The sequence below is a fragment of the Eubacterium ventriosum genome (assembly GCF_025150745.1).
In the GTDB taxonomy this organism is placed as follows: Bacteria; Bacillota; Clostridia; order Lachnospirales; family Lachnospiraceae; genus Eubacterium_G; species Eubacterium_G ventriosum.
The window spans coordinates 2,683,331-2,706,530 of record NZ_CP102282.1 but is presented as its reverse complement, the minus strand read 5'-3'; the positions used below and the strand labels follow the sequence as shown (position 1 = coordinate 2,706,530).

Sequence of the window (23,200 nt, the reverse complement as noted above, 5' to 3'; positions counted from 1 at the left end):
GACAATGAAGTACAGAGGATTGACATACAACAGGGAAAAAGAATCTTACGAGTGGGTCTACGGTCTGCCGTCTTACGGATATGCAACGGATGAAGTGGCGGAGATTGGCACGGTCTACGGAGATTTTAAAGAGATATTTCCGGACACCTTGGGAGAACAGACACCTTACAGGGATAAGAACGGCAAAGAAATTTACACAGGCGATATTGTAGCCTTGGAAGTAGACGGACAGATAAGAGAATTTGTAGTAGACAAGGCAACAGTTGACAGGGAATATAATACGCTTCCGAACTTTGAGGGCGATACCGTAAAGGTTAGGCTTGCGGATGTGGTTATATTCCGTTGGATTGACCCCGAGGGTGTGATACATCAGCTTTTGCCGTGCGTGAATGAAGCAGGAGTATCCGACACGGCATTTATGGAGATTATCGGCACGGTTGCGGAAAGAGGGGTACAGGAAAGTGAGAGCAAAGGCGAAAAGCAGTAGTACACCGTACCCAATATGGGTAGAGGGCGAATATATAACAGAACCACCCATAAGACCGAGTGACGGGGCAGTACGCCCCGCAGGTCATTACATAGACAAAGGCGGTTATCCGGGTGCAAATGTGTATGAGGTAGATATAAATACCATGTGCAGACAGACGGATGCAGCCGACAGATTCGGGAAACCGATTTATGAGCAGGATATATTGCTTTATGAAACGGCGGAAGAAATAGGCTATTTCATAGTGCAGGACTTGGAAACAACGGTAGACATAGTAAACGGCGAGATTATAGAGGTCGGGGATTTGGATACCGAGAACATAAAGAACATTGGAAGCATGGTAGATTATTCGGATTTTGTGGAGGGTATCAGATACCACGCAGATAACGGCTTGGAGATACCGTATATTCCTTGTTTGGACGTGCAGGTAACGGCATTACCGTACTTTAAACTTAAATGCTTAAAATGCGGTCAAATATCGCTTAGTTGTGCGTATATGGCAAAGCATAAAGGTTGTGGAGGATATTACACGGTAGATTTTGCAACCAAGATTTACAGGGAAAGAGCAAAAGAAAAGGAACTTGCATAGTGGCTTATGCAAGTTCCCTGTTACCGCCTTATAGCGATAATTACACCTATTCAAATTATACTATAAGGCTTGCACAAAGTCAATAAAAAGCCTTGAAATCACACGCCAAAAGGCTATAAATGAGGGCGTGTTGAGGACCTTGTATGGGGTATTAACATCTAGGACATTCATAAAATTATATACTTATATAAGATTATACTTGTATAAGTATATGGTTTAGTAGGTGTACCCTTATGGACTTGTAGTATAAGGAGAATGAACGGTATGGCAAAGAAGAGAAAGAACTTTATCCGTGAGAAGAGGATATATTGCGGAGAGGAATACTTAGAGGTTGATATAGTAGCAGTTACGAATATGCCGGAAGCAGGCAAGGGAAAAAAGGGTAAATCCTCACAGGCTCAAAAGAACCTTAACGACAAGAGAAGTAAAAGAAGATTCGTACAGATTGCCAATACTAATTTTGGTACAAATGATTTTCATATATCAGCTACATACAACAATGAGCATTTGCCTATGTCCTTGGAGGAAGCGGAAAAGAATGTGCATAACTACTTAGACCGCATCAAAAGGAAAATGAAGAGGGAAACAGGCGAGGATTTAAAGTATATGCTTGTTACCGAATACACCCCGGAAGAGGAAGAGGGGCAGCTTACATTACAGGGGATTGAGGCGGACGATAAGACAACAAAAGCCGTAAGAATCCACCACCATATCATTATCAACAGCGGAGGGTTAGACCGTGACGATTTAGAGTTAATGTGGAGTACCACAAGGATAAATTGGAAAAAGGCAAACGACCCGGAATACAGAGCCAATGTAGATTATTACGGATTCGTAAACTGTGACAGATTACAGCCAAACGAAAACGGATTAGAGGGCATAGTAAATTACATAAACAAGCGTAAAAAAGGCTGTAAAAAATGGTCCACATCAATGAACCTTAAAAAGCCAAAGGTAAAGAAAAACGACCATAAATGGAGTTTTAGAAAACTCCGAGAGTATGCAAAGACCCCGGAAGATAAGGAAGTATGGAGAAAGTTATATAAGGGGTATGAGCCTACCAAGATAGATTTTGAGTACAACGACTATACGGGGTGGAATTGCTACCTACGATTGCGGAAAGTGAGGGATTAAATTGATTGCAACTATTGATTTTGAAACAACAGGATTAAAAGCAGGAGAGGACGAGGTATTACAGGTATCAATTATTGATGAAAACTATAATGTCTTGCTTAATGTTTATTGTAGACCGAACAATAAAGGCAGTTGGGAGGATGCACAGGCGGTACACGGCATTACTCCACTTATGGTAGCCAATGAGTTACCGTTTGAAAGATATGTACCTACGGTGCTTGATATTCTAAGCAAGGCGGACAAGGTAATAGCCTATAATGCAGCGTTTGAAGATAGTTACCTAAAGGCATACGGAATAGAGGTAGACCCGGAAAAATGGATTGACCCTATGATTATGTTTGCAGAAATCTATGGAGAATGGAACGAACGCAGAGGTAGTTACAAGTGGCAGAGCCTTACCAAGTGTGCAACATACTACGGTTACGAGTTTAAGGCTCACGATTCCTTAGAGGATGTAAAAGCAACCTTGTATTGCTACAAAAAAATGGAAGAGGACATAGAAAGGAGAAAGGGGAAATGCTGATAGGCGGAAAAGAGTACAAAACAGGACAGCGTATTAAGGTAATCAATGCAAAGTCAATATTGCATTACAAGTACGGAATGACAGGGGATTGCAACAAAGATATGACAGGAATAACGGGAGTTATCACGGCGGAATCAACTTATGATGAATACGCAAGGGCAAATTTGAGAGTAGACGAGCCATACAGCGAACATTACAGAAATGGAATGACAAGGCTATTTTGTGATGATGAAATAGAACTGTTAGAAGAATAGGCAGGGAGGAAAATATAATGCTGATATTACCGATTAAGAGTAAGTGGTTCAATATGATTCTTTCCGGGGATAAACAGGAGGAATACAGAGAGATTAAACCGTATTATACAACGAGGTTTAAGAAAATATTTGAAATGTACCCAAACTCAAATATTCCTACAGGACTTGATAAACAGTTAATAGGATTCAGAAACGGATACGGCAGCAGTAGACCACAGTTTACCGCCGTATGTTCGTTGGATATTAAGACAGGTAAGGAAGAATGGGGAGCAGAACCCGGAACAGAATACTACACGCTACACATACACGAAATCAGAGAAAGGAAAGATTGTTAAATGCAGCAGGCAATATTTACGGCACATTGCCCTTATGAGTTAGGCGATATTGTAGAGGTCGCAATAATTGAGGGAATGGCTATTACAGGGTATCCGAGAAGATTAGGCACGGCAGAAATGCAGATAACGGATATTATCACGGAACACAGCTTAAAGAATGGCACGGTATCATTTATTTACGAATTGGACGGTAAAAAGCGTATGCGGTTGATACCGTGGAATGAATTAACGAAAAGGAGTGAAAAACATTGATAAATCAAGGATTTGTGACCGATTCGGACACGGAAAAAGAATTAAAGAAGTGGCAGCAGGCAAGAACCACGGCAGTAGATGAAGATAAATTAAAACAGCAGTATAAAAACAGGCTCAACAATGCACAGGGGCAGCACTTTGAAAGAGAGATTTTAGCCGGGTGCAGAATGTACGAGAGCCACGGTATAGCAACTATTGATAAAACACCCGAACCATTCAGAGTAACAAGCAAGAACCACAGGACAGGAGAATTTACCGGGCGTTTCAGTACACACGCACAACCCGACTTTCAAGGGACCTTATACGGTGGGCGTTCGATAATGTTTGAAGCAAAGAGGACAAGCAAAGACAGGATAACCCGAAATGTGCTTACAGATACGCAAATGGACGTATTAGAAAAGCATAGCCGATTAGGGGCGTTATGTGGGGTGTGTATCTGTATACAGGATGATTTTTTCTTTATTCCGTGGAATGTATGGCGTGATATGAAAGAAATGTACGGCAGGCAGTACCTAAAGCCGGATGATATAGAGGAATACAAGGTTAAGTTTGACGGTGCGGTACATTTCTTGATGCACACCGAGGAATTGAAAGGAGCATACGAAAATGCAGAGCGAAAAAGATAAAATTATGGAACTGTTGACAATTACAGAGGTTAAAGAGGGCGGAGAGGTAATATTTACAGACCGTTCAATAGAAATCTTACAGGAGTTAGGGCAGCAGTACAAAGAAACACCGCTTTTCAAGAAATCAAGGCAGGATAACCCGGATTGGGAGGGGGATGCCAACGCAGGCTTATTATTCGTGTATATGTGTGAAAGATTGACGGAAGCACCAAGCAGAATACATACAATGATAGTTTGCAAGTTAATGATTCCTCTGATTTGGGAAAGGTTGGAAAAGGAGTTGCAGGACACGGCAGCAGTAGCGGATAAGAAGATTGAAGAGGAAACGGCACAGGGAGGGTTATTAAGTGCGACTTAACGGAATTATAGGGGCAGAGATTCCGTATTACAAGATGATGAATAAAGCAATGCCAGGACCGGCAAAGGACACCAAGAGGAAACCGAAGAACGGCAGACTTACGGAGATTGACCCAAAGACCAATAAACCGAGATTAAAAAGCGGTGTGCCGATAAGCCGGGCGGTAGAAGTCCTTTATATGTTTGAGAATACGGACGTATTGCCTTATCAGATTGAGGAAATGAAAGTAACCATAAGCAACCTACAGACAAGAGTTAAAAAGTTGGAGGATTGGCAGGAATGAAAACAGCAATAACAGTAATCTTAATTATCGTTGCCGTGGCAGCAGTATTATTTTTTCTTCCACTCATTATTATGTTTTTCTCTTATGTATTTGGTATTGATATGGACGAGGACGGCGGATTACATGAATGTATCGGGTGTCCGAATGAAAGCGATTATTGCACAGAAGAGTGCAGGATATACAAAAAGTATCAAAAGAGATTGGCAAGAATGGAAGAGGACAAAGAACAGGAAAGATACTTACAGGAATACGCCAAGAGAAAACAGGAGAAGAAAAACAGAAAGGAGGGCAAGCGTTGAAACAATTAACACTAGGTAGCCTGTTTGATGGTATAGGAGGTTTCTGCTATGCAGCAGGAATACCGAGCGGGATAGATACAGGATGCACCATTAAACCGTTATGGGCCGCAGAGGTAGAACCGAATTGCATTGACATAACAAGATACCGCTTTAAGGATGTAATGCACGTTGGGAGCGTTACGGAACTTAAAGGGGATGAAATACAACCCGTGGATATTATAACTTTTGGAAGTCCTTGCCAAGATTTGAGCATAGCAGGAAAGAGAAAAGGACTTAAAGGCAATCGTTCCGGGTTATTCACACACGCAATAAGAATTATAAGAGAAATGAGGTTAGCAACAAATGGAAAATATCCAACTTTCATTATTTGGGAGAATGTACCCGGAGCTTTTTCAAGTAACAACGGAGAGGATTTTAGAGCCGTGCTTGAAAAAGTCACAAACGCCAATATTCCAATGCCTGCAAGTGGCAAATGGGCAACCGCAGGAATGGTTAGAGGGGGAGAGGTTGACACCGCTTGGAGAGTCCTTGATGCTCAATATTGGGGAGTACCCCAGCGTAGAAAACGAATCTACCTTATCGGAGATTTTGGAGGACAACGTGCCGGAGAAATATTATTTAAGTCCGAAAGCGTGCTTGGGTATACTCCGAAGAGCAAAGAACAAAGGGCGGAAGCTGCCGGACAATCTACGAATAGCCTTAGAACAGAAAGTAGCCGAGGGGGGGGAGGTCTTAGGTCTTGATTTTGCACACGCTGACAGCGTGGTAAGAACTTATAAAGACATTACACCAACCTTAGTACAGAATATGGGGCGTGGCGGAGGTCAAACACCTTGTATTATGTACGAGCAAAGAACCATTGCCATAGACCAAGGCGGAGGTAAAAGCCAATGCGGTATAACAACGGAATTATCCCCAACACTCACATGTACGCACGGCGGAGAACCTGTAATATATTCTGAAAAAAGAAATGTTATCCCTTTAAGGGATGAAGTTACAAGAAATAAGGCAAGCAACGGATTAGGCGTTGGAAAGGTCGGGGGACCTTGCCCGACACTCACAACGGCAGACATTCACAGCGTATTTTACGAAGCCTACCAACACCACGGATACAGGGAAAGCGATACAAGCGGAACATTAACCGCAGGACAGAACAATACCGTAAGGGGAGATACCCCATTGATTGTAACCGATAAGAAAGCCTTTGAAGAGAATCAGCACGGAGGATACAGGGAAACACAGATTAACGGCACTTTAAGGGCAGCGGGGGGGTCTTACGGCGGAGGGTCGGAAACTCTGATAACAGAGAGTACCAAGACAAAGGGGAATATCCCTAGCACTCCGAAGAAAAGCATTAAAGACCTGTTGAAGAAAGCAACACAGAAAGTTGTATACATAATCCGCAGGCTTACACCTGTTGAGGGAGAACGATTACAGGGATACCCGGACGATTGGACGAAATATGGAGCAGACGGCAATATTATAGCCGATACGGCACGATACAGGGCAATAGGCAACAGTATATGCGTATATTGTGCGGAAAGGCTCTATATAGGCATTATACGAATCCTACAGGAGGAAGAAAAGGACAATGAAAGAAAAGACGAGAGCCTTTTATAAGGCAGTATTTAAGTATTGGTGGCACGAAAGGGTATTGAAGTTCTTTAGAAAATAGGAGTTGGTACACATGAAGAAATGTAGCTTATGTGGAGAAAAGGCATTGGAGGGCATAGAGATATGCCCGGAATGTCTGAAAAGGGCAGCAGTTGCCCCAAAACAGATAAAGAGGTTACGACAGATAAGCAACATATTAAGCATAACGGCAGATACAGACACGAATATAAAAGCCTGTATGCAGAGCATAACAGAAATTGCGGACGATTTGGAAAGGGGCAGTTATGGCGAAGAAGAGAAGAAACAGGAAAGTAATACCGTTCCAACATGAAAGGACATTGACATATAACAAGGCAAAGCCGAACCGACAGGCAAGGAGATTAGGGATTAAACCCGAAGAACCAAAGAGAGAAGAGAAAAAGACGGTAAGCAAGGCAGCAGTATTAAGCCAAAAAGCAAAACAGGCAAGAGAAACACAAAGAAGAATCACACCGCCGGGAATGACATACGGCGAATATATGGAATATCTGAAAGATAAAAGGCAGCAGTTGGAAGAGAAGAAAAAGAACATACAGGAATGATACTTATATAAGTATACAAGTTGCACAAAAGATTGATGTACTTATATAAGTATATTTGTTGATTATCCCGGGTTGTAAATATACTTATATAAGTATATAATAGAATCATCAAAGGAAAGCAAAACGGAGGTAAGAAACAATGGTAGAGATTAAAGGATTCAATGAAGCATACAAAGCAATGTTAGCAAAGGAAACAGTTAAGAAAATACATAAAAAACACACCGACAATAGAGTAAAAGAACTTATTGCACAGGGAGTTGATAAGGAAATAGCCAAAGTAATGGCAAGCGTAGGACTATAAGATAGCCGAAACGGTAAGGGGCAACCGCCCCGAGCCGTCAAGACAGGTCGGCAACCTGTTTTCTGACGAGGGCAAGCCAATAGCCGTAGCAGGGATAGAGTGAAAAAATAGCAGTGGGTACGCCAACTAGAGAGCGTGCGGTAAGTCAACAGGTTTTTAGTAATTTTTTAATGTGAAAAATTGCAACGCCTATCACATAGCCGGGAAAGGCGGTGGATATATGCCGAGAAGTCCACCCGAAAAAGGCTATTGCACACCTTATAGAGTGCCTAAGCCTTTAGAGATTGTATAAAGTGTGCAATGCACACGCAGGAGGTAGCCTATGAAAAAATACCAATGACACAGGAGGATAGGGATTATTTCAAAAGCGGAGTAAGAACCCTATGCGGTATCGAGGTAATACAAGCTAAAAACATCATAAACGACCCCGGATTAAAGGTAGTATTTACTTCCGAGGATTTGGACTTTATGAACAAAGAACTTGGCAGACAGGCAGGGGCGGTATTTGCCCGAATCCTTAGAGCGATTAAGAAAAAGGACTTTAAGGAAGCACAAAGAGTAATCACAGGAGGTAAAAGCAGATGAAAACTATTGCAATTATTAACATGAAAGGCGGATGTGCCAAAACAACAACAAGCGTAAATATGGGTTATATCTTGGCAGAGGATTACGACAAAAAGGTATTGATTATTGATAATGATAAGCAGGGTAATTTATCCAAGGCGTGCGGTGTATGGAATGATGAAGCACCAAGTTTTGCGGATGTACTCACAGGGGATAAGACATTAACGGATGTAATGCAGCTCGGAGCAAATGGAAACATTGCGGTAGTACCTGCCAATATGACACTTTTAACCGCAAACCTTGAGGTAATCAAGAACGAGGAAATAGACCAGGTAACAATATTGTCTAAGGAATTGGAAAAGGTAAAAGATGTATTTGATTACTGCATTATTGATTGTCCGCCGGATATAAATATATCTGTTATCAATGCCTTAGTGGCAGCAGACGAGGTTATCATACCGATTAAGATTGACGGTTACGCATTTGACGGTATGAAAGAGTTGGAAGAACAGATAAACAATGCAAAGCAGCTTAACCCAAAGTTGAAGTTTAGAGGATGCCTTGTAACAATGTTTTACAACCGTGATGTATGCAGACAGGGAGAGGAATACTTGCAGAATCAGAGATACCCGGTATTCAGAACACACATTAGAAGAACGGAAAAGGCAGACGAGGTTACATTTACTACGCAAAGTCTTATGCAATATTCTCCGAGGTCGGGAGCAGCAAGAGATTATAAGACATTCGTTAAGGAGTATTTGGAGGGATAGAATGGTATACAGAAACAAGGAGGGATATGCTGACCCCACAGCCGGGGCAGCAATCCACGAAGCAGAACCAAAGGCAAAGAAAAAGGAATACAACCCGGAAGTGACAAACCTTGTAAGCGTATTAAAGCAGATGATAGATATTGCAGGGTATGAAATGGTCGGACGTATCGTATTGAGAGATAAGGATACAAGAAAGGAGTACAGGTAAGTATGAGCAAAACAGATATATCAAACGGAGTAAAGGATACTATGTGACACTTCCTTATGCAGGGAACGCATACCTTTACAAACGAGGATATAGAAGAATTAACGGAAGCGGTAAACAGGCTTATCAAAATGACAACACAGAAAACGGCAGGACAAAGACCAAACACAACACACATAAATTGGGAAACCTTGGATATGGAATTTATGAGAATTGTGTGCTATGCAACAACCCTTGTATTATCGGGAAGATTGGAAGAATTAAGAAAAGTGACCGAATCGGACACAATAGAGAAAACGGAGGTTTAAGATATGGCAGGATTTAATATTAACGATTTACTCAATGCAAAAAGCAAAGGGGCAGCAGTACAGGCAGAGGGACCGGCAGAACAGGAACAGGAATTTAAGGTAACTATGCTTGATGTGGAGGACTTAATGCCGAGCAAGGATAATTTTTATTCCACGGAAAACATAGACGAATTAGCAATGTCTATTGAATTGGTCGGACACATTGAGCAGAACTTGGTAGTAAAGCCGGAAGCACACGGAAAATACGAAGTAGTCGCAGGACACCGCCGTAGACTTGCAGCCTTGAAGTTGGTACAGGAGGGCAAAGAGGAATATAGAAAAGTGCCGTGCCTTATCAAAAAGGAATCAGACACAATCAAGGATAAGTTAAGTCTTATATTTACCAATGCAACGGCAAGACAGCTTACGGATTGGGAAAAAGTGCAGCAGGCAAAGGAATTAAAAGAAATCCTTACCGAGTATAAGAAAGCCTTACAGGAAGAAAACAAGGATAAGCCAAAAGAGGAAAGGGAGAAAATGGGGCGTATCCGTGATATTGTGGCACAGATGCTTAATACATCTACTACACAGGTTGGAAGAATGGAAGCCATTGAAAACAATTTATCACAGGAGTTTAAAGATGAATTGGAAAAAGGCAATATCAATATTTCTACCGCCCACGAACTTAGCCGACTTGATAAAGATGGGCAGAAGCAGGCTTACGAAAAATACGAAGAAAAAGGCGAGTTACATATAAGTGATGTGAAAGAAGAACCGAAAACGGAGATTACAGACGAACAGGCGGAACAGGTGCAGAAAGCAATTAAGGAAGCCTTAAAGGGAGAGGTAAACCGTGCGGTATTCAAAGTAAAAGGCAATGTGGCAGCAGTTGAAAAGGAATTGGTTAAGCATTTTTCAAAGACATTTACCGCCAAGACCTTAGAACTTAATGGAAAAGAATTTATTTACAGATTCCAAACGGAGGGAATGGCAATACAGATTAAGGAGGATTGGAGTACATATATTATCGAGTATTCCGACCTTGCAGAAATTGTTGCATTGATGATAGAAACGGAAGAATTAGCCTATGACGATTCCACAGAGGAAGCACCACAGGGACCGGCAGAGGAAGAGGATGCCGAGGAAACACAGGAAAGCGGTTTTATGAATGAGCCGGAAGAAACACAGGAGGACGAAGAGGAAAACGATAATTTACCGGGGCAGCAGGATATGAGCGATTACCCGGAATATGTACCCGAACCACAGGAAAAGGGATTATCCTTTACAGAGTGGATAAGCAAGAAATACGGAACAGGACAGTACAACATGATACAGAAAGAGGTACGAAAGGTTATTATGACAGAATCCGAAAACGGAAATATCTGCCCGGCAGAATGGGAAAACAGATTAACCAACGCCTTATCTGTATGGGTAATGAGCAAAACAGCAGAGTATAAGAAGTATTTACAGGGTTAGGCGGTGTGTATGAACCGTATCGAATACAAGGAGGGTATTATTTGGTGCGGAGAAGAAAAGGCAAGCAATCAATTATCTACATTGGTTGCCTGCCTATCCGCACAAATTGGAAAAACAGAAAAAGAAACGTGCGATTTAATAAATCAATGTATGCAATCCTTTGATTTGCTTATGGAGAAAATAAAAGACCTTGCAGAGAGGTTAAAAGATATTTTCGATATAGCGGAATCGGATATTTGCGAATCTTGCGAAGCCAAGAGGACGAAGCACGGCAGCAGTTGTATAGCGGAAATCGAAGCTACAGGAAAAGCAAATATCAAATGGCGTGAAAAATACAGACCACCATAAAAGAAAGGATAGCATAAAATGAAGAATTGGGAAGTAGAAGCAATCTTAAAATTTTACAAAGATATTGACCTTGATATTAAGGTTACAGGCGAGTGGCTAGAGCAGTACGAAAGCGTGTATGATACCACAGGGGCAATTAACTATGACGGTATGCCACACGGAAGTAATACAAGCGATTCTACGGCTCTGCTTGCAATCAAAATAGCAGGTACAGATACCGCAGAAAGAATTAAGGAATTAAAGGGCAGAATACAGGAGTTAAAGAAGTTGAGAACGGAAATATCAAAAGAGATTTATTCCTTAACTCCGATTCACAAGGCTATAATATGCGGATTTTACTTACAGGGTCAAAAATGGGAACGCATAGCGGAACAGATTAGTTATTCTGTCCGACAGAGTAAAAATATAAGGTGCGTTGCCTTAGAGGTCTTAGGCGGAAAATTAGCAAGGAATAGAAACATATCACGAAGCAAAATTTTGAAAGAGGTTTTGCATTAAAGATTGCCCGCTATTGCCCGATTTTATGTAGTATAATACTAAGATGAAAAGCGAAGCAGGGCAGCAGGATTTTATTGTTAAATCCTGTTGCCTTTTCGTGTTATAAAAATTTGAATTTGCAAAAATGCGAAGATTCCGAAAGAACGGAAAGCCGAAAACCGGGAAAACAAACGAAAGGAGGTTTTGACTTGGCAAGACAGAAAGACGAAAACAGGGAAAAGGCGAAGCAACTTTTTTTGGATTCAGACGGCTTAATGAAGAATACAGAAATTGCGGAAGCCTTGGGGATTGATTCGGCAAAGGTGCGAAAATGGAAGTGCGTAGACAAGTGGAATGATGCACTTGAAAATAAACCCAAAAAGAGGGGCGGACAAAAAGGCAATAAAAACGCCAAGGGTCACGGGGCCCCTGTAAGAAATAAAAATGCAGAAACACACGGGGCATATTCCAAGGTGTATTTTGATGAATTATCAGAAGATGAAAAAGCGTTGATAGAATCAGTTACCCTTGATACAGGGGAAAATACATTAAGGGAATTACAAAGCCTTATAGCCAAAGAAAAAGATTTGGAAAAAAGGATAAAAGAATTAAACACGGATACCACAGGCAACCTATACACAGACAAGGTTGTAGAAATGCGTACCCCCGGAAAAGAGGGAGAGGATGCAGACCCATACGGTGCATACAATGAGGACGGCAAAGAAAAGACACAGGGACCGGCTCTAAGCGTGGCTATGGAAACAACTATTAAATCCTCTGCCTTTGAAAGGGCAATGAAGCTAGAGGACCAGCTTAATAAAGTACACGGCAGAATCATAAAGCTATTGGATACAATAAAGTCTTATGAGTTAGAGCAACGTCGTATCGCATTGGAAGAGAAGCGGTACGCATTGATGAAACAGAAGATAAGCGGGGAGTATGATGTAGACCCCGACACAGGAGAGATAGACGATAGCTACACAGAGGACAGTGAGGACGGCGAGGTATAGGCGTAGGCACACGGCAGCAGTAGCCACGCCACGCACCGCCACACGCTCACGCACACGCACGCACAGGCAGGCACGCACCGCACACAGCACCACAGGCGGACGCAGGCACACGCCACGGACGGCGAGGGTGCGTAGGTACTGTAAGCCGTCTGAACGGCGTGAGGGTGCCGTGACCCCAAACGCTTCCTAGATTCAAGGTCGAAAAAACGACTTCCAAAAATCCGCAAAATTTTTTAAGGGGGTAGGATTTTGAAACTCTATGATAAAAATGCGGTCGCAAAATTCTTAGATATGACCCCTAAAAATGTGGAGAGGTTGACACAGAAAGGAATTTTGCAGACGAAGCAAGGAAACCTGTACGCCTTGGCGGAAACCAATAGGGCGTACATAAAATATTTGAGGGACCGTAACCCGGAATCACAGGAAGCGGTAGACCTCAACGAGGAAAGAGCAAAGCTAACCAAAACCAAAAGGCTTAATGAAGAGTTAGACCTTGCGGTAAAGAAAGGCGAATTGCATAGGTCGGAGGACATAGAAAAAGTAATGACAGCTATGTTAATCAATTTTAAGAGCCGATTAAGTGCCATTCCGGCAGAGGAAGCGGACAAGTTGGCAGCAATGACGGACAAAGCAAAGATTTTTCTATATCTGAATGACAAAATAAAAGAAGCACTTAACGAGTTATCCGATTTTGAGGGTATGTTTAAGGAGGAAATAAAAGATGAAGAGGGAAACGATTGACCTTTTCAACAGAATATTTAAGGTCTTAGAGCCACCGCCCGACTTGACATTATCACAATGGGCGGACAGATACCGCCGTTTGTCCTCTGAATCGGGTAGCAAAGGCGGTAAGTGGAATACAGAAAAAGCACCTTGGCAGCGGGAAATTATGGATGCAATAACGGATATATCTGTTGAAAAAGTTGTAGTTATGAGTGCTGCACAAATGGGAAAAACGGATGCTTTTTTGCTTAATACAATAGGCTATTATATGCACTATGACCCATGCACCATATTGTGTATGCAGCCGACCTTATCCCTTGCGGAAACAATGAGCAAAGATAGGCTTATGCCAATGGTACGAGATACCCCGGCATTAAGGGATAAGATAAATGAGAAAAGCCGAACCGCAGGAAACACAATCTTTAAAAAAGCGTTTCCGGGCGGACGTATCACAATGACAGGTGCAAACTCTCCAACAGAGTTACGAAGCCGACCAATCCGTATATTATTAGCGGACGAGATAGACGCTTACCCACCAACAGCAGGAGCGGAGGGGGACCCTCTGATACTTGCAGGGAAACGACTTACAACATATTGGAATCGAAAAGAGGTAGACACAAGCACGCCAACGATAAAAGGGGCAAGCCGTATAGAAATGGAGTACGAACATTCCACTATGGAAGAATGGAATGTGCCTTGCCCGAGTTGCGGAGAATTACAACCGTTGGAATGGAGTAATTTAATCTATAAAGTGGATGCAGACGGGGAAATAGAAAGTACAACCTATGTATGTGCGAAATGCGGAGTAGTACATACAGAAGTTGAGTGGAAAGAGCATTTTAATGAGGGGCGGTATGTGGCAAAATATCCAAACCGTAAAGTGCGAGGATTCCACTTTAATTCCTTGGCATCTACTTTTTTTGGTTGGGATAAGATTGTAAAAGGCTTTATCGAAGCGGACCAGGCATTAAAAAAAGGCAATATCGAACTTATGAAATCTTGGGTTAATACCGAATTGGGGCAGACTTGGGAGGAACAGGGCGAGAAAGCAAGTAAAGATGACCTGTTGAAGCGTAGGGAAAGATACCGTTGCGAAGTGCCGGACGAAGTTATAGCAATCACGGCAGGAATAGATACACAGGATGACCGCTTTGAGGTCGAGGTAGTAGGTTGGGGCGTGGAACACGAAAGCTACGGCATAATCTACAAGAGAATATACGGAGATTTGAAACAATCGGAAGTATGGAAGAACCTTGACGATTTTTTAAAGCAGACATTTAAAAAAGCAGACGGTACGGCAATGAGAATATCATGTGCCTGTATGGATTCGGGCGGACATTTTACCAATAAGGTATATAGATTCTGCAAGGCGAGAACTGCAAGAAAGATATTTGCAATAAAGGGAGGTAATGAGGGTACAGCAAGACCATACATATCAAAGCCGACAAAAAACAACAGGGAGCAGGCATATTTATTTACCCTTGGAGTTGATACAGGTAAATCCCTTTTGTTGCAGAGGTTACAGATTGAGGAAGAGGGCCCCGGATACTGCCATTTCCCGAAAGACGAAAACGAATATATCCGAGGATATGACGAGGATTATTTTAAAGGTCTTACGGCAGAGAAACAGGTATTAAAATACAAAAAAGGCAGACCGTATTTTGTATGGGAACTTACAGGAGAAACAAAACGAAATGAGCCTTTAGATTGCAGAAACTACGCACAGGCAGCAATAGAAATTACAGGATTAACCCTAAAAGAGCCACCGAAGAAAAAAACAGAGGTGCAGGTAACACGAAAACAAACAAGACGTAGAGGAAATAGAAGCGGAGGTATAGCATAATGGCAGCAATAACACTTGAAGTCGCAAAAAAACACTTAGAAATGTGGTTGGAAGCGGAAAGCGAGGTAGCAATAAACCAATCATACACAATAGGCGGAAAGTCCTTTACAAGGGCAAATTTGGCAGAAATCCGCAAACAGATAGAATATTGGAGTAATAAAGTGGCGGAATTGGAGAATTTAGCAAAGAAAAAGGGCAGAAACAGGGTATACAGGATTGTACCGAGAGATTTATAGGCAAAAACAGCCGAAAAGGGCGGAAATACAAGCAAAACAGGAAAATAAAAGATTGCCCGCCATTGCCCGATTTTTTGTGATAATATATAAAATAGCAAAGCACCAAGGAGATATAGAAGTACCCAAGGTGCTTTTTTTGTACTCAAAATACGGAGAAAGGAGGTTGAGCCTTGAATTTTATTGATAAAGCCATAAAAGCAATATCCCCGGAAAGGGCATTAAAGCGAGAAGTGGCAAAAAAACGCCTTAGTATGATTAACAGCGGTTACGGAAACTACGGTGCAAGTGCCACAAAGAAAAGTCTTATAGGTTGGACGCACGGCGGAGGTAGCCACAGGGAGGATGTAGAGGACAATATAGACCCTTTAAGGCAGAGGTCTAGGGATTTGTTCTATGGTGGCTCAAATGTTGCCACAGGGGCAATAAAAAGGCTTAGAACCAATACTATAGGAATTGGGTTACACCTAAAAGCATCAATCAATGAGGAAGTATTAAAGATTGAGCCGGAGGAAGCAAGGGAGTTAGAGGAAACGATAGAAAGAGAATTTGCACATTGGGCGGATTCTACGAATTGTGACCTTGAAAGGATAGACAACTTTTATCAGTTGCAGCAGTTAGCATTTTTAAATGCGTTGCTTAGTGGCGATTCATTCGCACTAATGACAACAACCAAGAGAGTAGGGAGCGTTTACGACCTTAGAATACAAACCCTTGAAGCAGACAGGGTAAGCACCCCGGATAACGAAAGGGTAAACCCTCTGTTTTGTGAGGGTGTGGAAAAGAACAAAGCAGGAGAGGTTGTTGCCTACTATGTATCAAAGTTTCATCCGCTATCGTTTGCAGATAGAGAACCGAGAGAGTGGGTAAGGGTACTTGCATACGGAGAGAAAACAGGACGAAGAAATATATTACACATTATGAACAGGGAGCGAATCGGACAAGTCCGAGGAGTTCCCTTTTTAGCACCCGTAATTGACACAATAAAGCAGTTAGGACGATACACCGAAGCGGAAGTATTGGCAGCAGTCATTAACGGATTGTTTACCGTGTTCATTGAAAAAGAAAGTGCAAGTGATGATGTGCCGTTTGGGGAAAGCATCCCGGAAGAGATGCAGGTAGACCAAGAGGACGAAAACAGTATTGAGCTTGCACCCGGGGCAGTAATCGACCTTGGAGAGGGAGAAAAAGCCAATATGGTAAACCCGGGCAGACCAAACCCAAACTTTGACCCGTTTGTAATTGCGGTACTAAAGCAGATAGGGGCAGCCTTGGAAATTCCATACGAAATACTGATTATGGCTTTTTCAAGTAACTATTCCGCATCAAGGGCCGCAATTCTTGAATTTTTCAAGGTTGTAAAGATGTATCGGGCGTGGTTTGTAGCTGATTTTTGCCAACCAATCTATGAAGAATGGTTAAGCGAAGCGGTAGCAAAAGGAAGAATAAAAGCACCCGGATTTTTTACAGACCCGATTATAAAAGATGCCTATTGTTCGGCGGAGTGGACGGGACCGAGTGCCGGACAGCTTGACCCGACAAAAGAGGTTGAAGCTGCCGAGAAAAGGGTACAAGGTGGCTATTCCACAAGGGAAAGAGAAGCAAGGGAACTTACAGGCACGGACTTTTACAAAAATATCAAACAGCGAAAGCGTGAAGAGGAATTGTTAAAGGAGGTAACAGGAGGTGCAAAGACAGACACACAAACCGTTGAGAATATTAACGGACGTGAGGAATCAGACACAGAAAACAACCCCGACAATGACGGAGGGCAGACAGAGGAAGAAACCGAGGAATAAGAACGAAGTACAAAGGTTTTGGAACTTTGTGCCGGACGAAGAGAGAAACACGGCAGAAATGCTATTGTACGGCGAAATCTCCGAGTATTCGTGGTATGGGGATGAAATCACACCAAGCGTATTTAACCAAGAGTTAAAAGACTTGGGGGCGGTAGATGAAATAACCGTGCGTATCAATTCGGGCGGAGGGGATGTATTTGCAGCAGTAGCAATATATACCCGATTAAAAGAGCATAAGGCGAAAATATCGGTAAAAATTGACGGTTGGTGTGCAAGTGCAGCAACTATTATTGCTATGGCGGGCGATACCATAGAAATATCTGTAGGCGGTGTATTTATGATACACGACCCATTAGCCGGATTGATTGGATACTACAATACAACAGATTTGGAAAATATCGTTAAGGAATTGGAAACAATCAAACAATCTATTGTTAATTGCTATATGACCGTTACGGACAAGTCGGAGGAAGAGATAAAAAGCCTTATGACAAATGAGGGCGAATGGTTCACAGGCGAGGAAGCAGTAGAAGCAGGCTTTTGTACCGCTGTAATGTTTACAGATGTGGATACAGAGGTAGAAAATGCGGAAAAAGTAATTGTAAATTCCGTACCTATCGGCTTGGAGAGATTCAGCACGATACCAAAAGGATTATTAGGCTACGCCAATAGCCATAATAATAACTATAAAACCAATGGAAAAAACAAGGAGGGCAATAACATGACATTGGAAGAGTTTAAAAAGAACCACCCGGACGTAGCCAATGCGTATAAAACCGAGATTTTGGCAGGAGCAAAAGACAACGCCGGAGCGGACACACAGGCAGCAGTAGAAGCAGAAAGGGCAAGAAATAAGGCGATTGATGAAATCACATTGCCGGGATTTGAGGATTTGGCAAAAAAAGCAAAATATGAAGAGCCTGTAAGTGCGGAAGCGTTTGCAATGCAGATTGTAGCAGCACAGAAAAAGACAGGGCAGGCGTTTTTAAACGACCGTGAGGATGATGTAGATAAATCGGGAGTAAAAGACGTAACCCCAACTTCTAACAATGGCGGACAGGGAGAAGATAACGACCCATTCGGCGATATTATCGACCAGATGTATCCGCAGACAAAATAACAGGAGGTAAAGAACAATGGCAGGAAAAGAGAAGTTAGAAAGCTATTCCCCTAAAATGGTACACGCCGGGGATTTTCCCGTTGTGACCGATTCGGGCACAGTAGCAAGCGGAGAAACAATTCACGAACTTATGCCTATTACACTTGGGGCAGACGGAAAAATCAAGGCGGTAACAGCAGATACCGTAGCGGATGTATACGGACTTGCAGCAGAAAACGCAGAAGAGGGAGAAGAGGTAGTATATTACCTCACAGGTGAATTTTTCGGTAGTGCGATTGAAGTACCTGTAGGCAAAACGGCAGCAGACTTTAAAGCACCATTTAGAAAAATTGGTATTTTCCTCGTAGATACAGACAACGCAACAGCATAGAGAAAAGGAGATAAATAAAAATGGCAAATATCAGCATTTACGACCCTAGAACAATGGGGAAACTTGTAGAGCGTATGCCTAAAGTGCAGACGTTCATTAAGTCTACTTTTTTCCGAAATGTCGAAACATTCGACACACAGAAGATTGATGTAGATTTTAAGAAAGGAAATCGACAGCTTGCACCATTCGTACATAAAAAGATTGGTGGCGTTACTATCGACAATGAGGGATACGAAACAAACACCTACGAGCCACCGCTTGTAGCACCAAACAAAATTACAACCGTAGACGATATTTTAAAGCGTACACCGGGCGAAAGCCTTTACGGCGGTAAATCCCCGAATCAGAGAGCAGTAGAGAAAATGCAGAGGGATTTTACAGAACTTGACGAAATGATTACACGCCGTGAGGAATGGATGTGCTGTCAGGCTTTATTTACGGGTAAAATTCCTATCCTTGACAAGGACGGAAAAGAGTTACAGGCAGAGATTGATTTTCAGTTTACCAACAAAGTTACATTAAGCGGTGCTAACGCTTGGAACAAAAAGACAGGCGGTAAGATTAAACAGTTAAAAGAGTGGAGAAAGCAGGTACAGAAGAAAGGTTTTGTAAACTGTAATGTATGCCTTATGGGTGCGGATGCCTTAGAAGCGTTCTTAATAGATGAAGAGGTATTAAAGGTACTTGATACAAGACGTTTTGAAGCTGCCGTTATCACTCCTAAGGAGTTGCCGAATGGTGCTACCTATATCGGTACTATTCACGAAATTGCTATGGATATTTATACATACAATGAGTGGTACTTAGATAACTGGACTAATAAAGAAGAGCCGGAGGACAAGCCTTTACTTCCTGCCAATATCGTAGTTCTTCTTTCAACGGAAGCAAATTACTCCATGTATTACGGTGCTGTCGGAGTAACGGACGAAGCCGGTAAGACAATCGAGGTAGTAGAGGGTTCGAGAATCCCGGAACAGTGGGTAGAGCGTAGACCTCCTAGAAGATTTTTACAGTTAAATTCAGCACCTCTTTGTGTACCTCACGAAGTAGATTCTTGGTATGTTGCTACCGTCTGCTAAAGGCGGTGGTAGCCTATGAAGAATTTTAAGGAAATGCTTGATAAGGACCTGGACCGTACTTTTTACAATACGGAGGAATTTGCGGAATTGCAAAGAGTACGCATTGACGGAATAGACAGGAATGTACCTGTTATATTTGATTCGGATGCAGCAGAAGCACGCCGACAAATGCTATCCGGGGACCATGCACAGGGTATATACCAAAAGTTGCTTGTAGTACGCATCCGATTATCTGATTTGGAAAAAGAACCAAGGCAGGGTATGAGAATGTGGATAGGCAGCGAACTGTATAAAATATCCGAGGTTACAACGGAATACAACGAACTTATTATTGAGTTGGTGGGGGAGGATGAGTAAATGATAGACATTGAAGTATCACAGGAAACCACCAACAGGCTACACGCTATTTTATCCGGCTTGGGAAAAGCGGACGAAAAAGTATTAAAACCTGCTATGCAAAGAGGATTGATAGCGGGGCGGACGGCTTTTAATAAGCAGATTAAGAGTGTGTACTATGTAAGTCCGGCGGTTATATCGAGGTATTCACATATTGGATATAAAAAGGTTGAAATGCGGAGTGACGGACTGATAGGGAGCATTGAGTACGCAGGTACGGTTATCCCACTTATTAAATACAATGTCACACCACAGAAAGCAACATACGGTAAAACACCTGTAAAGGCAGCGGTAAAGCGGAGTGAAAGCCAAGTAGAACTTGCAAAATCATTTACCGCACAGATGCCAAACGGTCACATAGGAATATATGAGCGTAAGAGTGATTCAAGCTATCCGATTAAACAGCTTTACGGTCCGTCCGTGCCAAGAATGGCGGAAAATGCCGTTGTATTAAAGACGGTCGAGGACAGGGTAAACGAAGTAATCAACAATCGTATGGAACATGAACTTGATAGAATTTTGAACGGAGGTAGTTAATGACAGCGATTGACCTATTAAATGCACTTAAAGCCTATACGGAAGATAAAGTAAAAGATATGCGGTTAATCACAAGAGTGCCGGAGAATGGAACAGACCCCGGAGAGCGACCGCCGTTAGTTTTTATCGGGAACTTGCCAAACAAGGAACAGGAAAAGAAAGCAGCACCCTACATACTTCTTAAATTGCTTACCAAAAAGGTAGATGATGAAGAGAATGTATGCAGGGTGCGTATTATTTGCGTTACATTTTCGGAGGATAAAAACGAGAATTATATGCAATGCCTTAACCTTGTCACAAAGATAGAAACAAGCCTGTTAGAGGATGTGGTAATAGATAAACATTATTCCTGTCAGAAGCCGATAGAAACAATTATCTATGATGAAAATATGGAATTGTACCAAGTCGGAGAACTTATGACAATTTGGGAGTTACCACAGATTCGCAGGGATGTAAGACAGTATTTAGAGTAAAGGAGGTTGGAAAGTATGCCAAGAGCGAGCAGAACAGCCACAAAGGCAGAAGAAACCGAACAGGCGGTAAATTCTACGGCAGAAACAGAAAAACCGCAGGAAACGGCAAATACGAATGCCACAGAGGAAAGATTTATTTATATCGGACCGACAACAAACACCGGGTTGGTAGAAAATACGATTTTTACAGGAAACAGGGAAACAGTTGAAAAGTATTTAGAACCGACCATTGAGAAGTTACCACAGGTAAGATTGCTTATTGTGGCAACGGAGAGCCTTGCGGTATGCAAACCAAAAGTAAAGACGGCAGGAACATTATTGAATAAATATTACAATGATGTTTTAAGTCTTATGAGAAAGCCAAAGGAGGACTAAGGTAAATGAGTAATTACTATCACGGAGCGAAAGCAAGTAAACAGGCTACAAGCGTTTCAACACCTGTTGTTGCGGACAGCAGTATACACCTCATTGTAGGTACTGCCCCGGTACATACAGTAGGCGGAAAAGTAAACGAGCCTGTATACGCTTCCAATTATGCGGAAGCGGTGGCAGCAATGGGATATAGTGACGAATGGGATAAATACGATATTTGCGAGGAAATCTATTCATCATTCAAGCTGTATTCTAATGGACCTATTATTATGGTTAATGTCCTTGACCCTGCAAAGCACCTTAAAGGAGCGGAAACGGTAGAAAAGACATTAGCCGGAGGAATCACAGAGTTACCGTATGAAGCGGTAAGCGATACGGTAGAGGTAAAAGGATATGACGGCGAGGATTCGCTTACAGAAACATACACAAGGGGCGAAGATTACGACCTTTTTTATACAGACGGAGTATTAAGATTAGAGCGTATCGAAAGTGGAAAAATCAAAGCGGACAACGCAAGACTTAATATTAAGTTTAATTCCGTTGACCCTAGCAAGGTCACAAAAAAGGAAATTATCGGAGGATATGACACAAATACCAATAAATCAAGTGGTTTTGAGTTGGTAGATTCCGTATATCCTAAGTACGGCGTTATCCCTACACTCTTCCTTGCACCAAACTTTTCTACAGATTCGGAGGTAGCTGCAATTATGGCAGCAAAGGCGGAGAACATTAACGGATTATTTACAGGAAAAGCAATCATTGATGCAGACACAGAAACGGTAAAGGTATATTCGGATGTTCCAACGTGGAAGAGCAAGAACAATATCACACAGCCGTCACAGCTTGTTACATGGCCCAAGTATACGCTTGGCGGTAAAATCTACCATTCATCCGTACATCAGGCGGGCGTTATGTCAAAGACGGATGCTACAGAGGACTTAGGCGGAGGTTCGCCGTGCGAATCAGCAAGTAATAAGACTATTCAGATTGACGGAATGGCACTTGCAGACGGCACAGAGGTACTTTTAGACCTCGTAAAAGCGAATTACCTTAATTCAAACGGAATTATCACGGCATTAAACCTTACAGGCAGTTTTGTATCTTGGGGCAATGAAACAGCTTGCTACCCGGCAAATACAGATGTTACGGATTATTTCTATTGCGTAAGCCGTATGTTTAGCTGGGTAGCAAATTCCGTTATCCTCTCAATGTGGAGCAAGGTTGATAAGAAGTTAAATAAACGCCTTATCGAATCCGTTACACAGAGTATTAACATTTGGCTCAACGGCTTAATGGCGGAAGAGAAGATTTTAGGCGGTCGTGTTGAGTTCTTGGAGGAAGAAAACACCACAGCGGACTTATTGGCAGGCAAGGCAAAATTCCATATCTACCTTACACCGCCAAGTCCTGCAAAGGAACTTGATTTTGTATTAGAGTATGACGTAAGTTATCTCGAAAATATTTTTGCGTAGGAGGTAAAAC

The 23,200-nt window shown here is 42.2% G+C and carries 36 protein-coding genes; all 36 read left to right on the top strand.

All coding sequences use genetic code 11. The features are described 5' to 3' along the window. Positions 1-4: 4 nt before the first annotated feature. The 36 genes from NQ558_RS12250 to NQ558_RS12075 all read left to right on the top strand — a co-directional run bounded on the left by NQ558_RS12250 (position 5) and on the right by NQ558_RS12075 (position 23,190). Positions 5-487 carry a YopX family protein gene (locus NQ558_RS12250; protein ID WP_005359735.1) on the top strand — a complete coding sequence of 161 codons (483 nt, stop codon included), beginning with the start codon at positions 5-7 and terminating at the stop codon, positions 485-487. After that, entirely contained in the window at positions 462-1,076 is a 615-nt protein-coding gene (locus tag NQ558_RS12245) for a hypothetical protein (RefSeq protein ID WP_040446099.1), read from the top strand. Before NQ558_RS12250 ends, NQ558_RS12245 begins: the two co-directional genes overlap by 26 nt. 264 nt (positions 1,077-1,340) lie before the next feature. After that, positions 1,341-2,210 (top strand): hypothetical protein, encoded by an 870-nt coding sequence (locus NQ558_RS12240; protein ID WP_050750941.1) that lies wholly within the window; start codon positions 1,341-1,343, stop codon positions 2,208-2,210. 1 nt (position 2,211) lies between these two features. Further along, a complete protein-coding gene (locus NQ558_RS12235; RefSeq protein ID WP_050750940.1) occupies positions 2,212-2,733 on the top strand; it encodes a 3'-5' exonuclease in 522 nt (173 codons plus the stop codon). Further along, positions 2,727-2,987 (top strand): hypothetical protein, encoded by a 261-nt coding sequence (locus tag NQ558_RS12230; RefSeq protein WP_005359726.1) that lies wholly within the window; start codon positions 2,727-2,729, stop codon positions 2,985-2,987. Before NQ558_RS12235 ends, NQ558_RS12230 begins: the two co-directional genes overlap by 7 nt. A gap of 17 nt (positions 2,988-3,004) precedes the next feature. Continuing rightward, complete coding sequence (locus NQ558_RS12225; RefSeq protein WP_005359723.1) at positions 3,005-3,322, top strand: hypothetical protein; 318 nt, start codon at positions 3,005-3,007, stop codon at positions 3,320-3,322. Continuing rightward, complete coding sequence (locus NQ558_RS12220) at positions 3,323-3,574, top strand: hypothetical protein (protein ID WP_005359722.1); 252 nt, start codon at positions 3,323-3,325, stop codon at positions 3,572-3,574. It begins immediately after the preceding gene. After that, positions 3,571-4,200, top strand: coding sequence for a Holliday junction resolvase RecU (locus NQ558_RS12215; protein ID WP_227080365.1), 630 nt, complete (start codon positions 3,571-3,573; stop codon positions 4,198-4,200). Before NQ558_RS12220 ends, NQ558_RS12215 begins: the two co-directional genes overlap by 4 nt. Beyond that, positions 4,181-4,558: a hypothetical protein gene (locus NQ558_RS12210; RefSeq protein WP_005359715.1), complete on the top strand. Its 378-nt coding sequence runs from the start codon at positions 4,181-4,183 to the stop codon at positions 4,556-4,558. The genes NQ558_RS12215 and NQ558_RS12210 overlap by 20 nt, the downstream gene beginning before the upstream one ends. Beyond that, positions 4,548-4,841: a hypothetical protein gene (locus tag NQ558_RS12205; protein ID WP_040446095.1), complete on the top strand. Its 294-nt coding sequence runs from the start codon at positions 4,548-4,550 to the stop codon at positions 4,839-4,841. Before NQ558_RS12210 ends, NQ558_RS12205 begins: the two co-directional genes overlap by 11 nt. Continuing rightward, entirely contained in the window at positions 4,838-5,140 is a 303-nt protein-coding gene (locus NQ558_RS12200; protein WP_005359708.1) for a hypothetical protein, read from the top strand. Before NQ558_RS12205 ends, NQ558_RS12200 begins: the two co-directional genes overlap by 4 nt. Beyond that, entirely contained in the window at positions 5,137-5,883 is a 747-nt protein-coding gene (locus NQ558_RS12195) for a DNA cytosine methyltransferase (RefSeq protein WP_084812525.1), read from the top strand. Before NQ558_RS12200 ends, NQ558_RS12195 begins: the two co-directional genes overlap by 4 nt. Positions 5,884-5,902: 19 nt before the next feature. Beyond that, positions 5,903-6,760, top strand: a complete 858-nt coding sequence (locus NQ558_RS12190; RefSeq protein WP_040446093.1) for a DNA cytosine methyltransferase — start codon at positions 5,903-5,905, stop codon at positions 6,758-6,760. A 67-nt stretch (positions 6,761-6,827) separates the two neighbouring features. Beyond that, the gene (locus NQ558_RS12185) at positions 6,828-7,085 is read left to right on the top strand and encodes a hypothetical protein (RefSeq protein ID WP_040446090.1); all 258 of its coding nucleotides are present in this window, start codon (positions 6,828-6,830) and stop codon (positions 7,083-7,085) included. After that, entirely contained in the window at positions 7,039-7,335 is a 297-nt protein-coding gene (locus NQ558_RS12180; protein WP_005359703.1) for a hypothetical protein, read from the top strand. The genes NQ558_RS12185 and NQ558_RS12180 overlap by 47 nt, the downstream gene beginning before the upstream one ends. 139 nt (positions 7,336-7,474) lie before the next feature. Further along, a complete protein-coding gene (locus NQ558_RS12175) occupies positions 7,475-7,636 on the top strand; it encodes a hypothetical protein (protein WP_005359697.1) in 162 nt (53 codons plus the stop codon). 300 nt (positions 7,637-7,936) lie between these two features. Further along, complete coding sequence (locus NQ558_RS12170; RefSeq protein WP_005359696.1) at positions 7,937-8,221, top strand: hypothetical protein; 285 nt, start codon at positions 7,937-7,939, stop codon at positions 8,219-8,221. Beyond that, entirely contained in the window at positions 8,218-8,970 is a 753-nt protein-coding gene (locus NQ558_RS12165; RefSeq protein WP_005359695.1) for a ParA family protein, read from the top strand. Before NQ558_RS12170 ends, NQ558_RS12165 begins: the two co-directional genes overlap by 4 nt. 1 nt (position 8,971) lies before the next feature. Then, on the top strand, positions 8,972-9,178 hold the full coding sequence (locus NQ558_RS12160) for a hypothetical protein (RefSeq protein WP_005359694.1): 207 nt from the start codon (positions 8,972-8,974) through the stop codon (positions 9,176-9,178). A 56-nt stretch (positions 9,179-9,234) separates the two neighbouring features. Further along, a complete protein-coding gene (locus NQ558_RS12155; RefSeq protein ID WP_005359693.1) occupies positions 9,235-9,483 on the top strand; it encodes a hypothetical protein in 249 nt (82 codons plus the stop codon). A 3-nt stretch (positions 9,484-9,486) separates the two neighbouring features. Continuing rightward, positions 9,487-10,938, top strand: a complete 1,452-nt coding sequence (locus NQ558_RS12150) for a ParB/RepB/Spo0J family partition protein (protein WP_005359692.1) — start codon at positions 9,487-9,489, stop codon at positions 10,936-10,938. Positions 10,939-10,947: 9 nt separating this feature from the next. Next, the gene (locus NQ558_RS12145; protein WP_005359691.1) at positions 10,948-11,286 is read left to right on the top strand and encodes a hypothetical protein; all 339 of its coding nucleotides are present in this window, start codon (positions 10,948-10,950) and stop codon (positions 11,284-11,286) included. Positions 11,287-11,304: 18 nt separating this feature from the next. Further along, on the top strand, positions 11,305-11,784 hold the full coding sequence (locus NQ558_RS12140) for a hypothetical protein (RefSeq protein ID WP_005359690.1): 480 nt from the start codon (positions 11,305-11,307) through the stop codon (positions 11,782-11,784). Positions 11,785-11,972: 188 nt separating this feature from the next. Beyond that, a complete protein-coding gene (gene terS, locus NQ558_RS12135) occupies positions 11,973-12,773 on the top strand; it encodes a phage terminase small subunit (protein WP_084812524.1) in 801 nt (266 codons plus the stop codon). 249 nt (positions 12,774-13,022) lie between these two features. Continuing rightward, positions 13,023-13,514, top strand: coding sequence for a hypothetical protein (locus tag NQ558_RS12130; protein WP_040446083.1), 492 nt, complete (start codon positions 13,023-13,025; stop codon positions 13,512-13,514). Further along, entirely contained in the window at positions 13,495-15,339 is a 1,845-nt protein-coding gene (locus NQ558_RS12125; RefSeq protein WP_005359679.1) for a phage terminase large subunit family protein, read from the top strand. The genes NQ558_RS12130 and NQ558_RS12125 overlap by 20 nt, the downstream gene beginning before the upstream one ends. Then, complete coding sequence (locus NQ558_RS12120; protein WP_005359677.1) at positions 15,339-15,575, top strand: DUF6148 family protein; 237 nt, start codon at positions 15,339-15,341, stop codon at positions 15,573-15,575. Before NQ558_RS12125 ends, NQ558_RS12120 begins: the two co-directional genes overlap by 1 nt. Positions 15,576-15,826: 251 nt before the next feature. Next, positions 15,827-17,371, top strand: a complete 1,545-nt coding sequence (locus NQ558_RS12115; protein WP_005359675.1) for a phage portal protein — start codon at positions 15,827-15,829, stop codon at positions 17,369-17,371. Next, positions 17,334-18,491, top strand: a complete 1,158-nt coding sequence (locus tag NQ558_RS12110) for a head maturation protease, ClpP-related (RefSeq protein ID WP_005359674.1) — start codon at positions 17,334-17,336, stop codon at positions 18,489-18,491. The genes NQ558_RS12115 and NQ558_RS12110 overlap by 38 nt, the downstream gene beginning before the upstream one ends. Positions 18,492-18,507: 16 nt before the next feature. Continuing rightward, a complete protein-coding gene (locus NQ558_RS12105) occupies positions 18,508-18,861 on the top strand; it encodes a hypothetical protein (RefSeq protein ID WP_005359672.1) in 354 nt (117 codons plus the stop codon). A 20-nt stretch (positions 18,862-18,881) separates the two neighbouring features. Continuing rightward, positions 18,882-19,940, top strand: coding sequence for a major capsid protein (locus NQ558_RS12100; protein WP_005359670.1), 1,059 nt, complete (start codon positions 18,882-18,884; stop codon positions 19,938-19,940). Between the two features lie 15 nt (positions 19,941-19,955). Next, on the top strand, positions 19,956-20,297 hold the full coding sequence (locus NQ558_RS12095) for a hypothetical protein (RefSeq protein ID WP_005359668.1): 342 nt from the start codon (positions 19,956-19,958) through the stop codon (positions 20,295-20,297). Then, positions 20,298-20,873 (top strand): hypothetical protein, encoded by a 576-nt coding sequence (locus NQ558_RS12090; protein ID WP_005359661.1) that lies wholly within the window; start codon positions 20,298-20,300, stop codon positions 20,871-20,873. After that, positions 20,873-21,346: a hypothetical protein gene (locus NQ558_RS12085; protein WP_005359660.1), complete on the top strand. Its 474-nt coding sequence runs from the start codon at positions 20,873-20,875 to the stop codon at positions 21,344-21,346. The genes NQ558_RS12090 and NQ558_RS12085 overlap by 1 nt, the downstream gene beginning before the upstream one ends. Before the next feature lie 15 nt (positions 21,347-21,361). Beyond that, positions 21,362-21,721 (top strand): hypothetical protein, encoded by a 360-nt coding sequence (locus tag NQ558_RS12080; RefSeq protein ID WP_005359659.1) that lies wholly within the window; start codon positions 21,362-21,364, stop codon positions 21,719-21,721. 5 nt (positions 21,722-21,726) lie between these two features. Next, complete coding sequence (locus tag NQ558_RS12075; RefSeq protein WP_005359656.1) at positions 21,727-23,190, top strand: phage tail sheath family protein; 1,464 nt, start codon at positions 21,727-21,729, stop codon at positions 23,188-23,190. Positions 23,191-23,200: the final 10 nt, after the last annotated feature.